At 63.1% G+C, this 13,222-nt stretch carries 11 protein-coding genes; 6 read left to right on the plus strand and 5 right to left on the minus strand.

What is annotated here, in order from left to right; translation table 11 throughout:
* Positions 1–19: 19 nt before the first annotated feature.
* The 4 genes from ACP8ML_RS00975 to rfbB are packed head-to-tail and all read right to left on the minus strand — an operon-like array spanning position 20 to position 3,373.
* A complete protein-coding gene (locus ACP8ML_RS00975; protein WP_065673029.1) occupies positions 20–277 on the minus strand; it encodes a nitrate ABC transporter in 258 nt (85 codons plus the stop codon).
* Positions 271–987 carry a hypothetical protein gene (locus tag ACP8ML_RS00980; RefSeq protein ID WP_065673030.1) on the minus strand — a complete coding sequence of 239 codons (717 nt, stop codon included), beginning with the start codon at positions 985–987 and terminating at the stop codon, positions 271–273. Before ACP8ML_RS00980 ends, ACP8ML_RS00975 begins: the two co-directional genes overlap by 7 nt.
* Positions 987–2,375 carry a sugar nucleotide-binding protein gene (locus tag ACP8ML_RS00985; RefSeq protein WP_117188153.1) on the minus strand — a complete coding sequence of 463 codons (1,389 nt, stop codon included), beginning with the start codon at positions 2,373–2,375 and terminating at the stop codon, positions 987–989. The genes ACP8ML_RS00980 and ACP8ML_RS00985 overlap by 1 nt, the downstream gene beginning before the upstream one ends.
* Positions 2,375–3,373 carry a dTDP-glucose 4,6-dehydratase gene (gene rfbB / locus ACP8ML_RS00990; protein WP_117188151.1) on the minus strand — a complete coding sequence of 333 codons (999 nt, stop codon included), beginning with the start codon at positions 3,371–3,373 and terminating at the stop codon, positions 2,375–2,377. Before rfbB ends, ACP8ML_RS00985 begins: the two co-directional genes overlap by 1 nt.
* A gap of 163 nt (positions 3,374–3,536) precedes the next feature.
* Between rfbB and ACP8ML_RS00995 the strand changes: the two genes are divergently transcribed.
* The 6 genes from ACP8ML_RS00995 to ACP8ML_RS01020 all read left to right on the plus strand — a co-directional run bounded on the left by ACP8ML_RS00995 (position 3,537) and on the right by ACP8ML_RS01020 (position 11,141).
* Positions 3,537–5,147, plus strand: coding sequence for a glycosyltransferase family 2 protein (locus tag ACP8ML_RS00995; protein WP_065673033.1), 1,611 nt, complete (start codon positions 3,537–3,539; stop codon positions 5,145–5,147).
* 59 nt (positions 5,148–5,206) lie between these two features.
* Positions 5,207–6,076 (plus strand): glucose-1-phosphate thymidylyltransferase RfbA, encoded by an 870-nt coding sequence (gene rfbA, locus ACP8ML_RS01000; RefSeq protein ID WP_065673034.1) that lies wholly within the window; start codon positions 5,207–5,209, stop codon positions 6,074–6,076.
* Between the two features lie 119 nt (positions 6,077–6,195).
* Complete coding sequence (locus tag ACP8ML_RS01005; protein WP_117188149.1) at positions 6,196–7,767, plus strand: tyrosine-protein kinase domain-containing protein; 1,572 nt, start codon at positions 6,196–6,198, stop codon at positions 7,765–7,767.
* A 59-nt stretch (positions 7,768–7,826) separates the two neighbouring features.
* Positions 7,827–9,050 (plus strand): O-antigen ligase family protein, encoded by a 1,224-nt coding sequence (locus tag ACP8ML_RS01010; RefSeq protein ID WP_249361140.1) that lies wholly within the window; start codon positions 7,827–7,829, stop codon positions 9,048–9,050.
* A 55-nt stretch (positions 9,051–9,105) separates the two neighbouring features.
* On the plus strand, positions 9,106–10,104 hold the full coding sequence (locus tag ACP8ML_RS01015; protein ID WP_065673036.1) for a CgeB family protein: 999 nt from the start codon (positions 9,106–9,108) through the stop codon (positions 10,102–10,104).
* 140 nt (positions 10,105–10,244) lie between these two features.
* Positions 10,245–11,141: a prephenate dehydrogenase gene (locus tag ACP8ML_RS01020; protein ID WP_249361139.1), complete on the plus strand. Its 897-nt coding sequence runs from the start codon at positions 10,245–10,247 to the stop codon at positions 11,139–11,141.
* Between the two features lie 48 nt (positions 11,142–11,189).
* Here the strand turns inward: ACP8ML_RS01020 and ACP8ML_RS01025 are convergent, their stop codons facing one another.
* Positions 11,190–12,989, minus strand: coding sequence for an ABC transporter ATP-binding protein (locus tag ACP8ML_RS01025; RefSeq protein ID WP_065673037.1), 1,800 nt, complete (start codon positions 12,987–12,989; stop codon positions 11,190–11,192).
* Between the last annotated feature and the right edge of the window lie 233 nt (positions 12,990–13,222).

Here is a 13,222-nt window from a genome sequence, read left to right on the forward strand (position 1 = left end):
ATGCTATCAATTCGGGCCGTCATGACACCGTCAGGACGTGGTGACGGGACAAGTCCTCGATGGAGGTGGTGAGGATCTCGATCATGTTGCCCTGAGGAGGAGGGCCGATGAGGGCCTCGAGTTCGGAGCCCAGCTCCTCGAGTTCCGAGGGAGTTTCGAGAACGCCCCAGATGGCCACGGCCAGAGGGCTCAGACGGATGACGGAATCCTCGACGATGACGAGGGCCTCGCCCTCCTCGAACCAGATGTCGGTGACGTCGGCGCGAGAGATCAACATGGTGCCCCCAGCGCATCCTTGATGAAGGGCTCGAGAGTCTCGCACTCGGCATACTGGGCCCGCCACACCTGGCCGGTGTGGTCGATGAGATCGGCCAGCAGGTGCAGTGGCTTGGGGAGTTTGTGGATGGACGAGGACTGTTCGGCCATCGTCACCATGGCATCAAGACGCCGCTCGGGGGTGATGAGGGTGTCGTGGGAGTCGTCTCGTGCCAGCAATACGAGGTGGCTGACATGCGGATGCGGGTGGCAGGGCTGCAACCCCAGGTCGTCGGGGCTGAGTTCGGACTTCTCCCCCAAGAGGTCGGGACGACGGGTAGACAGCGGTTTGGGGTAAGGGAGGATCCGCCAGGTGTCGGGCTCGATGGCAACCGTTTCGTCGCTGATGTATCCATATCGTCGCCCCAGGTACGTGGCAAGGGTGGTTTTCCCGGTGCCGCCAGGGGCGATGAAGACAACTGAGTCCCCAGTGGCTGGGTGACACACCGCGCCGGCGTGAAACATGAGGAGGTGGCCGATCTGACGGGAGATGAGTTTTCGGGTGATCTCCTGCGTCAGGGAGGATGCCGTCATCGGACCGGGGGTGAGGGAGAGCGCATCAGGATCCGGGTCGGCGAGGCAGCGAGCCCACGCATGGCGCAGCTCCTCCTCGTCCAGCCCGGTCCCGGAGACGTCGACCTGCACCGTGGTGCCGAGGGCGGCAAGGTCCATCACTTGGCCACGCCCAGGTGTTCGCGCAGTCGATCGGCGGCCGTGGCCGGGGTAAACCCGGTGGCCTCGATACGCGACAGGTCGAGGGTGGAATGGGTCGGTCGGGGGGCCAGGTTCTTGTCCTTGCCCCACTCCGCGGCGGTCGTCGGGGTGACGGTTCCCTCGGCTCCAAGCAGGGTGAAGATCTCGCTGGCGATGTCGAACCAGGTCTGCGTCGGTCCCTCGTTGGAGACGTTGTAGGTGCCGAACGCAGCGCCGGTCGTCAGCAGGTGGACGATGGCGGCGGCGAGGTCACGGGTGAAGGTCAGTCGGCCGTGCTGGTCGGAGACGACCTGGGGGCTGATACCGCGACGGGCCAGGTTCGCCATGGTGTCGACGAAGTTGCCACCCTCGCCGACGACCCAGCTGGTGCGTATCAGGTAGTGGCGCGGGTAGGCGGTTACGCTCTCGTCGCCGGCGGCCTTGGTGATGCCGTAGATGCCCAGCGGGCTGAAGGTCTCGTCCTCGGTGTGGACCTCGGCAGTGCCGTCGAAGACGTAGTCGCTGGAGACGTGGACCAGGGTGGCTCGACGGGATGCTGCGATCCGGGCGAGATGGGCGACACCGGAGACGTTGGCGGCCCAGGCCGTGGCCCGGTTGGCAGGGTCCTCGGCTGCGTCGACGGCAGTGTAGGCGGCGGCATTGATGATGGTGCCGACCCCACTCCAGTCGAAGGCGTCCAGACTGTCCGGGTTGGACAGGTCGAGGGTGTCACGGGTGGTGAACTCGGCGTCTGGCAGCAGCGGCCGCAGTGCCTTGCCGAGCTGGCCGTTGGCGCCCAGCACGACGGTACGGGGCTTGCGGAAGGGGGTGACCTCGGCCAGTGGCGGGTGGTGGCGGTCGGCCTCGGACAGTTCGGCGTTCTCCAAGGAGATGGGCCATTCGATGCCCAGGGCCGGGTCGGCGAGGTTGACGAAGGTGTACGACTTCTTGGCCTCGGCCGACCAGTGGTCGTTGACGAGGTAGGTGTACGTCGTGCCGTCCTCAAGGGCCTGGTAGCCGTTGGCCACACCCTGGGGGACGAAGACGGCCGTCTCGGGACCCATCTCGACGGTGACGACGTTGCCGAAGGAGTCGCCGTCGCGCAGGTCGACCCAGGTGCCCAGGATGCGTCCGTTGGCGACCGAGACGAGCTTGTCCCAGGGCTCGGCGTGCATGCCGCGGGTGACCCCGGCCTGGGAGTTGTGGGACATGTTGTTCTGGACCGGACCGAAGTCGGGCATGCCGAGGGCGGTCATCTTCTCGCGCTGCCAGTTCTCCTTGAACCAGCCGCGGTTGTCACCGTGCAGGGGCAGGTGAAGGACGAGGAGGCCAGGGATGTCGGTGGTGTCGATGCTGAGGTCGCTCATCACTGTCCCTTCGCTGCGTAGGCGGCCTCGGTGGCTTCCTTCTGGGGGCGCCACCAGGACTCGTTGTTGCGGTACCAGTCGATGGTGTTGGCCAGGCCGTCACGGAAGTTGGTGTACTCGGGCTGCCAGCCGAGCTCCTCGCGGAGCTTGGTGGCGTCGATGGCGTAGCGCAGGTCGTGGCCGGGGCGGTCGTTGACGTGGTCGTAGCCGTCGGTGGGCTGGCCCATGAGCTCGAGGATGAGCTCGATGACGGTCTTGTTGTCGAGTTCACCGTCGGCTCCGATGAGGTACGTTACGCCGATCGTGCCGCGTTCGAGGATCGTCCACACGGCCGAGTTGTGGTCGTCGACGTGGATCCAGTCGCGCACGTTGAGGCCGGCGCCGTAGAGCTTGGGGCGGCGTCCCTCGAGGATCTCGGTGATCTGTCGGGGGATGAACTTCTCGACGTGCTGGCGTGGGCCATAGTTGTTCGAGCAGTTCGAGATGGTGGCTTGGACTCCGAATGAGCGTACCCAAGCGCGAACCAGCAGGTCCGAGGAGGCCTTGGAGGCCGAGTAGGGGGAGGACGGGTTGTACCGGGTCTGCGGGGTGAACTTCGCCGGGTCGTCGAGTTCCAGGTCGCCGTAGACCTCGTCGGTGGAGATGTGGTGCAGGCGGACCTCGTGCTTGCGGGCTGCCTGCAGCAGGGTGAAGGTGCCGACGATGTTGGTCTGGATGAACGGCGCCGGGCCATCCAGGGAGTTGTCGTTGTGGGACTCTGCGGCAAAGTGGACGACGGCGTCGTGGCGGGCGACGAGTTCGTCGACGAGGTCAGCGTCACAGACCGATCCGCGCACCAGCTGGAAGCGGTTCTCGGGCAGCCCTGCCAGGGAGGCCTCGTTGGCAGCATAGGTCATGGCATCCAGGACGGTGACGGTGGCGTCGGTGTTGTCGAGGACCCAGTGGGCGAAGTTGCTGCCGATGAAACCGGCTCCGCCGGTGACTAATAGTGAGGTCACGGTCGTCAGTGTATGAGCATACGTTCTCTCTCGTCTCGTTGTTCGCTGCAGGAGGGAGAAGGGCCATTGACGGCGAGGTCGGCGCGTGCTGTGGCACGATGAGTGCCGTACCGGGCTGTTGTGCCTGCCCCGACAGCCAGATCGACAAGAGGGGTGTGCGCCCATGACCGACGTGACCGTCATCATCGCGGTTTCTGAGGAATGGGGATCTCTCCCGCGCCAGCTTCAGGCTCTTGCTGACCAAGTTGACCCTCCGGACTTCGAGGTCCTGCTTGCCGACAGTGGGTGTCGAAGGGACCTTTCTGGCCTTGTGAAGGGCTGGCAGGAGCGGCTGGACATCCGAGAGGTTGACGCCACTGCTCGTCCCGGCGACGGATACGCCCGAAATGTTGCGACCTCCTTCGCCACCGGTGACGTCGTCATGTTCACCGGAACGGACGTTGCCGTTTCTTCGGACTGGATCAGGCGGGGAATCGACGCCGGCCGGGGAGCAGTGGTCTTCACCGGCGCTGATTCCGACGAATCCGTTGCTGTGCGGGCGTCTGGGAACTTCGGGGTGAGCCGCTTGGCGATGATTGCCGCTGGCGGTTTTGACGCGAGCCTGTCAGGCAAGGACGCCGATGACGACCTCCTTCATCGCTTGGCCGAGGGTGGCCACAGTGTCACTCGGGTACCGGGCATGACCGTGGTCCCAGCGTCGGTGGCTGGTCCAGAAAGAGGTGCGCTGTCCGCCCGAGTGAGGGGCTTCTTCACTCAGCGAAGCCCAGGCGCCGGCCCGGACGTCGGGGCGGGACTGGACGCTGCAACGTCAGATCTGCCGAGCGTCTCGGTCGTCATACCGCACTACGGCGAGGTCAGCCCCACCATGGAGGTGGTCGGTGATCTGATGACCCAGGACGGGGTCGATTCCGTCGAGATCATCGTCAGCGACGATTGTTCTCCCGTGCCCTTCCCCGATGGTGACGGCTGGGAGGTCGTGCGCAGCACGGTCAACGGCGGTTACGGGGCTGCGTGCAATCGCGGCGCAGCGACGGCATCGGGAGACTTTGTGCTGTTCCTCAACAGCGACGTCACGGTAGGACACGATTTCCTGAGGCGCTTCCTGGCGGCCGCCAAGCCATGGGGACGCGCCATCACCGCCCCGGCAGTGCGGCAGGCAGACCACCCGGCACCAGTGGCGAGGTTCTGGGGAAAACCTCATCAGTACATCGCCAACTGGGCCACCCCAGGCGCGCGATTCCACGGTCAGGAGTGGTTCGACCGGCTTCAGGGGCAAGACGTCACCTCCGTCAAGGCTGCGACGAGGAGCGGGCGTGGCGTGGCCGTTGACTGGGTGGCTGGCGTCGCCCACATGATGCCGCTGGAGGACTTTCGGGCGGTCGGGGGGTTCGACGAGGACTACTTCATGTACTGCGAGGAGATGGACCTGCACCGCCGGCTCCATGAAGAGCGCGGACTCAAGGCCGTTTATCTGCCGCAGGTCGAGATCGGACACGTCGGTGGCGGATCGTCATCGACTGACAGAGTGCGTTCCTGGAACGTTGACGGCCAGTTCCGCTTCTTCGACAAGTGGGGTGGGACTCGTCGCTTCTTGGCCGGAATGGTGGCAACGTCAGTACTCAACGCCGGTTGGAATGTCGTCAAGAAGGCACGCGGAGCCGATGTGGACCCAGCCGAAACGTTTTCTGACGAGTGGTCCACGATCATGCATGGGTGGCAGCATCGCGGCGACACTGGTCCCCAACGCGCAGCGTCGCGACGTGCTGGTCCGTGACCACACATTTGGCACTCTCTCCGGGCACCACGCGGATGATCGTCCGTTAGACTGAGTCAATGCGAGGAATCATCCTGGCCGGCGGAACTGGATCTCGACTGCACCCGATCACGTTGGGTACGAGCAAACAGCTCATGCCCGTTTATGACAAGCCGATGATCTACTACCCTCTGACCACCCTCATTTTCGCGGGTATCCGGGACGTCTTGGTCATCACCACTCCCCACGAGGCCGAGGCTTTCCACCACCTCCTCGGAGACGGCTCTCAGTTCGGGATCTCGATCTCCTTTGCCGTGCAGCCCGAGCCCAAGGGCTTGGCCCAGGCCTTCACCATCGGTGCCGATTTCGTCGGGAATGACTCGTCATGCCTCGTGCTGGGCGACAACATTTTCTCGGGCCCAGGATTGGGGACTCGCCTGCTGTCCAAGGCCCAGTCCGTCGACGGAGCTCTGATCTTCGGCTATCAGGTTGCTGATCCGCGCGCGTATGGCGTCGTCGAGATTGACGATGACGGCCTTGCGGTGTCGATCGAGGAGAAGCCGGAGCATCCCAGGTCGCGCTGGGCCGTTCCCGGTCTTTACTTCTATGACAACGACGTCGTCGCAATCGCGCGAGACCTCAAGCCGTCGGCGCGGGGTGAACTGGAGATCACCGACGTCAACCGGACGTACATGGAGCAGCGCCGACTACACGTCGAACTGCTGCCGCGCGGCACGGCCTGGTTGGACACGGGGACCTTCGACTCCCTCAATGACGCCGGCAATTTCGTGCGGGCCATTCAGGCTCGTCAAGGCTTGCAGGTGGGGTGCCCCGAAGAGGCCGCATGGCGTCGTGGATTCCTGACCGACAAGGAACTTCTCGAGCAGGCCGACATGTTCGAGAAGTCGGGATACGGAACGTATCTGCGTGATCTCGTGACGAGACTCTGAGCTTTCCAATCTGCCATGACTCGCCCAATCGAATGGGGTGCCGTAAGGTTACTGTGCCTGTGGGCTGTTTTGGCCCGTCCCCATGAGGGCCAGCGAACCACCAGAGGAGTCCATGCCTCATGACAATCGTCGACGTAGTCCGCATCCTGCGGCGCAACCTTGCTCTTCTCGTCATCTGCACGCTGGCAGGCGGATTGCTCGGTGCGGTTTACCAACTGACGCGCTCAGAAACGTTTACGGCCAAGGCGACCGGAATGGTTGTGGCCGGAGATTCGACGTCGGTCGGCGAGGCCATGTCTGGCAACGCGATTGCCCAGCAGAGGGCGGCGACGTACACGAAGCTTGTCGAGACTCGAACGATGGCGCAGAAGACATCCGAGATCCTCAAGAAACACGGGATGCCGGAGGCTGCGAATGGGCAGGTGTCGGCTTCAGTCCCCGGCGACACCGCGTTCATTGACATCAAGGCGACCGGCGGCACCGCCAAGAATGCTCAGGCCCTTGCCAATGCGGGGTTGGAGGCTCTCATCTCCGAGGCTCTGCGCATGGAGACCTATGGCCAGATCGCGGCGTCGGACCACAAGAGCGACGCCCAGTTGGCCAAGATGACCTCAGTGCATGTCCTTGGTTACGAATCCGCAGGTCTGCCTAGCGGTGATCGAGGAAAATCGGTGGCGCTGTATGTCGTTGCTGGCTTGGCGGCCGGTTTTCTCATCGGTGCGGTCGTCGCAGTGGTGCGCAAGCAGTTTGACGTCAAGGTGCGAGACCAGGCGACGATCGAGGAACTCACTGGTTCCGGAATCCTCAGTGTGATTCCGGATGACAAGAAACTTGCCGAGCAGCGCGAGAAGTCGATTGTCCACATCTCTGGCGTGACTGGCGAGGCATTCCGGCATCTGCGTACGAATTTGCGGTTCGCCAATGTTGACAACCCGCCGCGCGCTGTCGTCGTCACGTCAGCCAATCCCGGAGAGGGCAAGTCGACCGTGTCGACCCACCTGGCCGTCGTCATGGCGCAGGCTGGCGAGAAGGTCGTTCTCATCGACGCTGACATGCGCCGACCGGTGCAGCACAAGGCGTTCGGTGCCGAAGCCGGTGTGGGTCTGTCGCAGGTTCTTGCGGGCGACGTCACCTTGGATGACGCTCTGATGCGAACGGAGACCAAGCGTCTCCAGATGCTGGCCGCCGGACGGATCCCCCCGAACCCGTCCGAGCTCCTGGGTTCCCAACGGATGAAAGACCTCCTGACCGAGCTGCGTAAGCGCGGATATTTCGTCGTCATCGACGCTCCGCCGTTGCTGGCCATCACGGATGCCGGCCTGCTCGGCGCCATTGCCGACGGCACCATTTACGTGGCCGTCGTCGGTAAGACCCACCGCGATCAGGTGTCCCTCGTGGCCAAGCGTCTGGAGCAGGTTGGTGCTCCGCTCCTGGGCTCAGTGCTGACCCGTGTGCCCCGCAAGAAGATGGGTGACGTCCTCTATGGTTACGGGGCCGCCAACTATGGATATGGCTCCTACTACGGTGACTACGGAAAACGCGGCTACTCCTCTTACGGCAGCGAGGAGCAGGAGAGCCGGGAATCCATTGCGGTGGTCCAGGAAGCGCAGCCGGCGGAGGGTCTGGTTCGCGTTCCCAAGAAGGACCGCGCCGACACGGATACAGAGATCACGCCACGTCGGGCGAAATGACTGGAGTTGTGACTGATGGCACGGCCCGACCCGCTGCTGTGGCGGACCGGGATCCCGCCATGAGCACGCGGGTTCGTAGCGCCGCTGCCAGGGTCGGAAGTATTCGGGTACCGGACTTCCTTCTCGGTCTTGCGTTCATCGCCGGTCGCTATGACATTGGTCTTCCGGTTCCCATTGACGTTGGTCTGATTGCGGCGGCGATTCTCGTGGCAGCTTTTGTGCGCCCCACCGTCAATGTTCGCGGGCTCGGGTATTACCTTGTGTTCTGGTTCGGTGCGCTCGCCTGGGTCGTTGGCATATCCGTCCATCAGGGTCAACCGTGGATGCAGCGATCTTTTCGCTGGTTCCTGCTGGTGCTGTTCTCCGTGTGCATCGCTCAAGGCCGGCTTCTCTGGAGATCCTTCATCGCCGGGTACGGGTTCGGGTTGATCTTCGTGAACATCCCCGCGAACTTCACACCGCTGCGCCCCAGCGGTTATGAAGGCTATTTGATTGGATTCGTCGGCGACAAGAATGTCGCAGGCATGATCTACGCGATCGTCGGGATGCTCGTCCTGGCGACCCTGAGTTCTACTCGATCGCGTGTGCTTGCCACGTTACTTTTCGGTGCCGCCCTGTTCGCCACCGGGTCTCGGACCGCGATGATGGCGTTCCCGGCTGGTGCTATCTGGATCCTCATGAGGAATCGGCTCGGTCTCCTCTTTCGCCTCTGTGTCGCACTCATCGGGTGGCTCTGTATCAGATACGTGGAGGAGAACTATGCCGAGGCCGGTATTTTTTCCGCCAGGATTGGCACCGACTGGTTCCGGAATCTCATCGACGAGGCGGCCGCTACGAAAGTGAGCCTGTCTCCGTGGTACGGCAGTGGTTTAGGGACGGCATGGGTGGAGATTCCCGGCGATCGTCGAATGTGGTTCCACAATTCCTATGCGGCATTGAGGGTTGAGGGAGGAATCCCCCTCCTCGTCGCTGTTGTCGGACTCTTCATTTTTGTGGTCTGGGGAATCCTTGATCAGCGAAACAAGGTCTCTGACGAACAACGCGTCGTCGAAGGTGCAGCGATTGCGGTGCTGGTGTGTGCGTGGAAACTTGGCGAGAGCTTCTTCGCCGCTCCCGCCTTCATCACCATCGGAATCGCCCTGTGTGAGCGGTACGGATCAAGGACGTTTCAAGGGATGATCTCGTCCCCCGTGACGCTGGGGGTGCCAATGCAGCCAGGTAATAGAGGTACGCGGCGGGAGTGTGAGAAGGAAGTATGCGATCGTCGGTACTGGGACTCATGACACGTGCGGGGCTGCGGCTCTGCCCGGTCCTTGCGGAGTTCAGAGAGGAAGCGAAGTGACGAAGCTGCTCGTCGTCACGCCGAGTTTCCACGGTTACGGGCTGGCCATTGGACGGGCCTTCGAGAAGAAGGGGTACGACGTCGTCGTCCACGAGTACGACGCGGCCCCCTTCGTCGAAAAGGCCTGGAACAAGCTGAGATACGAATTGCCAGCCAAAGTTCGTGGCCAGGCTCGGCATCTGTCCGCTCAGACCGTCACCGCCAGGGCGGTGCAGCGGTTACGCGAAGTGCGTCCAGATCTGGTTCTCACGGTGCGCGGGGACGTGCTGGAGGCTGATTATTGGCACGAACTCAGTGCCGGATGCCAGCACTCGGTGGTCTGGTTGTACGACGAGTTACGGCGTATGACACACGACATCGATGTTGTCGCACAGGTATCGACGGTCGCCACGTACAGTCGGGGCGACGCTGACCAGCTCAAGGGACAGGGAATTGACGCCCATCATGTGGCCCTGGCCTACAACGCGGAGACGAGAAGCGACGGCAGTTGGTCCAAGGACGTCGTCAGCTTCGTGGGATCAAGCCAGCCCAGGCGCCAGGAAGTACTCGCCGCTCTCGTGGCCGGTGACGTCCCCGTGAGGGCTTACGGCAGGGACTGGTCGGATCACCCGGTCGACCGGCTGAGAACCTGGCGGCTGGGCTCGTCCGGCATTCCGGCGGGGCGAGACGTCAGCCTTGGCCAGGCATACGCGATCATGCGTGACTCCGTCGCAACCCTGAACATCCATGGCGACCAGGACGGCTTCACGATGCGCACCTTCGAGGCCTGTGGAGTGGGCGGTGTCCAGATCGTCGACCGGGATGACGTCGATGAGTTCTATGAGCCCGGTACAGAGGTTCTGGTGCAGCACAGTCCCGAGGAGACCGTCGAGATCGCTCGTGGGGTACTTGCGGACCGAGGGCGAATGGCCTCCCTGCGGGATGCTGCGAGGGCCCGTACCCTGGCCGAGCACACCTTGGACCACAGGATCGCTGTCCTGGACGAATTGTGGTGATGAGTGTGAGGAACACCGGTCTTGTCTTTCCCGAGGACCTCGATGCGTGGCGGAAATGGTCCCGCAACCGGAACCGGCTGCGATTTGGGCTGTCGTCCGCGAAGGCACTCCTCCAGCGGGGAACTCCGAGCCCACCGCCAATGCTGTATTTGCCGGCCGGGACGCCAACCGTTCTGGTGGTGCTGGACCAGCTTTCCGCAAGCTGCCGCTGTGCAACCGTCGATCCACTGTCCCATCTGGACCCCAATCAGACCGCAGTGTTGTCGGCCTTCCCCGAGGCGCGCAGATATGCGCCAGGCTGGGTTCGGGTCATGGAGTGGCATCCGTCGGCCCCGCTGCCGTCGTCGGTCGAACAGGTGTTGACCCTCGGAGCCTTCAACCCTCTGTCTGCTGACGTAAGGCCGTGGGCGGCGAGGCGTCACGCTCGCTTCTGCGTGATCCAACACGGTCTGCTGACGCCTTGGGCCCCACCGCTGAGCCCAGGGGATCACCTGTTTGCCTGGTCCCAAGCCGACGCCGAGTACCAGTGTGCCGGGCGTTCCGACGTCACCAGCGAGGTCGTCGGGTCCCAGATGCTGTGGAAGGCGTCCAGGCTGCCCAAGGTGCAGGTGCTGGACGAGACTCCGATGATGCTGGGACAGTTGCACGGGTCTGAGCTCGGCCGAGTGTCCAAGCAACGCATCTACACCGAGTTCTGCACTTCCACGGGGGCAGTCTACCGCCCGCATCCCAACGAGGCGGATGCCATTTCGCGTGCTCAGCACCAGGGCATGCGTCGTTGCGGGGTGCAGATCGAGAAGTCTGGGAAGCCCCTGGTGGAGGAGGGACGACCGGTCGTCTCCATCTTTTCCACGGGCACCTTGGAAGCCGCGTCTCGGGGGATTCCGGCTTGGGTTCATCATCCGGCCCCGCCCTCGTGGGTACGAGAGTTCTGGGACAGATACCACCTCTCGCGCTGGGGGGACGCCCCGACAGCCGCTGCGACACAGCAGGGTGAGGAGCCGGCCGCAGTGGTCGCGCGACAACTCATGCAGTGACCCGTCGAGGACTGGGCGCACAGTCCTCGACGGCAGCCGTTCTCTCTCTCACTTACCGCCGGAGAGATCTCCCAACGCGACCAGGTGAGCGAATTCCTCGCTTTCGGCCTGTACCTGCTCGAACGTGCCGCTGGCGTCAATCTTTCCGTGGGAGAAAAAGACGACCTTGTCGACGTTGCGGACGGTTGAGAGCCGGTGCGCGACGATGATCATCGTCATGTGCCCGTGCAGCGACTCGATCGTCTGGGTGATCCTGTGCTCGGTCTCATTGTCCAGAGCAGAGGTGGCCTCGTCCATGATGAGCAGTTCGGGCTCGCGGTAAAGGGCACGGGCAATACCGACTCGCTGCCGCTGACCACCGGAGAGACGAGAACCGCGCTCGCCAATGGATGTGTCGACGCCGTCGGGCAGTTCGTTGATGAAGTCGTCGAGCTGGGCCTGTTTGATGACTCGTGCCAGTTTCGCCTCGTCTATCTCGTTGCGAGGCTGGTCGAAGGCAATGTTCTCCGCAAGGCTCGCGTCCAGCAGGAACACATCCTGTGGGACGACCGCGATGTTCTTGCGCCACGCAGCCAAGGCGGTGGCAATGTCGGTGCCGTCGGAGAGGATGGCCCCGTCAGACGGGGAACGAAGCCCCAGGATCAGGTCGACCAAGGTCGACTTTCCTGCCCCCGAGCTTCCCGCCAGGGCGACCGATTGCCCAACCGGAATGGTGAGAGTGATGTCGTCGAGGACCAACGGGCCGTCCTCGTAGCGGAAGGACAGATGGTCGACCGTGATGTCCTCATGGAGAGTGAGGGCCGCTTCGGAGGTTGACGAGCGCTCCACGTGGAGTGCTTCTGCGCAGACCAGATCGCGAGTGAGATCCTCCAAACCGGGTAGGCCCATGCGCATGGTGTTGAGTGCACCGAGGAGGCTCGAAATGCTCGGGAGCACCCGGAAGCTGGCCGCACCAAGGACGGCGATCGTGGCCATCATCTCCTCTCCGCCAGAGACCCGCATCGTCACCAGAATCAAAATGGTGATACCGATGACGAAGAGAAGCTCCAGGAGGTAACGAGGAAGGCTCCCATAGAAGTTTCCATCTCGGCTCGCTCGTGCTGCTCGACTCTGAGAGTCCTCGTACTCGTCGATGAAATGCCGCTGGGATCCCCGAACGATGATCTCCCGGATCCCGCCCAGGGCATGCAGCGCGGCCTTGTACCCCGCCTTGGATGCTGCGAGGGCCTCCGTGCCGGCGTGAACGGATCGAGGCCTGATGACGGTTGCATAGAGCAGCGCAGTACCGCCGATGTAAACGAAGGTGATCAGCGTTGGTAGGGGCGTTGTGATGAGGAGCGCCACGGCCACAAGGAGGATGGTGATTGCGGAACTGATCGCCGACATCGCCCCGCTCAGCAGGTAGCTGTACACCTGCCCGACCGATGGCCCGAGGGTGTTGAGGAATGAGCCGGTCCCGCGCCGGGCGTGCAGGGAGAACGGAGCATCGAGGTAGTACCTCATCAGCTTCACGGAAGCCTTGGCCTGGGTGGTCGTCACGAATGTCCCCAGCCACCAACTGAAGAAGATGTTGAAGATGTCTTTGATGATGAAACCGCCGAAGACGACGGCGCCCAGGAACGCGGCCGCGCGGCCGTGAGAAGCGTCCCCCATGACCGACGTCGTCAACGTTCCGACGGGCCCGAGGGAGTGGATGTCTGCCCCGATGAGGAGCTGGAACAGGGGGGCCACCGCCATCACGGCGGCCATGTCAATGATGGAGGCGATGAATGAGCCAATGATGCCGACAACAGCCTTGCGCCTGGTCGGAGGGTCGTAGGCCAGCCGCAACTGCTCCTTGCTCGGCATGGGTCTCCTAATTGATATGTGACTTCGAGGGAGCCACGGTTGCTCTGAGACGGGCTTGTCGGCGCACTATCCTGACTGGAAGGGTGTGCCCCATCAAGGCAAGTTTAGAAGGGAATGCCGCAATGTTGCGCATCGTCATGATGGGGGGAGGATTACCCCAGGAGAACCCGCCAAGTGCAGGAATGCGTTACGTCCGTGATGTGGCAAGGGTACATCGTCGATGTGGACAGGTT

It is taken from the genome of Cutibacterium sp. LaCa_255 (assembly GCF_057458005.1).

Coding starts and splice junctions, on each gene's coding strand:
- ACP8ML_RS01025 (WP_065673037.1), bottom strand. CDS start 12,989: ATGCCGAGCAAGGAGCAGTTGCGGCTGGCCTACGACCCTCCGACCAGG.
- ACP8ML_RS01005 (WP_117188149.1), top strand. CDS start 6,196: ATGACAATCGTCGACGTAGTCCGCATCCTGCGGCGCAACCTTGCTCTT.
- ACP8ML_RS00975 (WP_065673029.1), bottom strand. CDS start 277: ATGTTGATCTCTCGCGCCGACGTCACCGACATCTGGTTCGAGGAGGGC.
- ACP8ML_RS01020 (WP_249361139.1), top strand. CDS start 10,245: ATGCTGTATTTGCCGGCCGGGACGCCAACCGTTCTGGTGGTGCTGGAC.
- ACP8ML_RS01010 (WP_249361140.1), top strand. CDS start 7,827: ATGAGCACGCGGGTTCGTAGCGCCGCTGCCAGGGTCGGAAGTATTCGG.
- ACP8ML_RS00985 (WP_117188153.1), bottom strand. CDS start 2,375: ATGAGCGACCTCAGCATCGACACCACCGACATCCCTGGCCTCCTCGTC.
- ACP8ML_RS00980 (WP_065673030.1), bottom strand. CDS start 987: ATGGACCTTGCCGCCCTCGGCACCACGGTGCAGGTCGACGTCTCCGGG.
- ACP8ML_RS00995 (WP_065673033.1), top strand. CDS start 3,537: ATGACCGACGTGACCGTCATCATCGCGGTTTCTGAGGAATGGGGATCT.
- rfbA (WP_065673034.1), top strand. CDS start 5,207: ATGCGAGGAATCATCCTGGCCGGCGGAACTGGATCTCGACTGCACCCG.